Below are 996 nucleotides of genomic sequence, written 5' to 3'. Positions count from 1 at the left end.
GATGGCCTGTTTGGTGAGCTCGGCGAATGCGGCGTGCGTACCCGCGGCGTCAGTGCACAGGCCTTCAGCAAGGCGCGCCGGGGGCTGTCGGCCGAGCTGTTCGAACGGGCCCGCGCACGTCTGATTGAGCTTGCCCAACCCCATATTGACTCGATGCGCTGGAACGGCCTGAGGCCGGTCGCAGCCGACGGCACCCGGCTGCGGGTGGCGACCCGCCAGGGCCATGCGTTGCGCGCCGGTCACTACGCGTTCGCGCTGTTCCTGCCGGGGCCCGAACTGACGTTGCATGCCGCGCTCCATCCGGCCGACGGCGCCGAGCGGCAGATGCTGTTCGAAGCGCTGGATGTGCTTCAGCCGCACACCGATCTGCTGCTGCTTGATCGCGGCTATATCGGCAACATGATGGTGGCTGCGCTGGCGCAGCGCGAGATCCACTTCTGCCTGCGCGTGGATACCCGAGGATGGAAATGTGTAAGCGCGTTTGCGCGCAGCGGCCAGGCCGAGCAGGTCGTGACACTGGGCGCGCCCAACGAAGAGGATGCCCGCGACTATGAACTGGCGCGCACGCCTACCACCGTGCGCCTGATCCGGGACGTCACGCCCAGCGGCCGCGTGCGTGTGCTGATGACCTCGCTGCTGGAGCGCGAACGTTATCCGGCCAGCGCTTTCGGCGCGCTCTATCATCAACGCTGGCGTATTGAGGAAGCGTTCAAACGTCTGAAGCACCGACTGCGGCTTGAGGCTGTCACCGGCCTGGATTACCTGGCGCTGCAGCAGGACTTCGGTGCGAAAACCGTCGCTGATAACCTGTGTACGCTACTCAATGACCTGGACGATCCAGCCAAAGACGACCACACCAGTCATCCAAACCGTCTATACGCGCTGGGCGCACTCAAGCCGATCCTCGGCGCGTGCCTGCTACGGATTGAGCGCTGCCTGAACCGGCTCGCCGATCTCATGCCCGCCATCCACGGAGCCCGATGTCGTATCCAGCCC

1 protein-coding gene is annotated in these 996 nt (G+C 65.4%); it reads left to right on the top strand.

What is annotated here, in order from left to right; all coding sequences use genetic code 11:
* The coding region (locus tag P0D73_RS46490; RefSeq protein ID WP_408436468.1) for a transposase at window positions 1–996 on the top strand (996 nt) is incomplete at both ends.

Origin of the sequence: Paraburkholderia sp. RL18-101-BIB-B, from assembly GCF_046026985.1 — a bacterium.
GTDB lineage: Bacteria > Pseudomonadota > Gammaproteobacteria > Burkholderiales > Burkholderiaceae > Paraburkholderia.
Note: the sequence above shows the minus strand (reverse complement) of the source record. Positions and strands in the feature narration are given on the sequence as shown.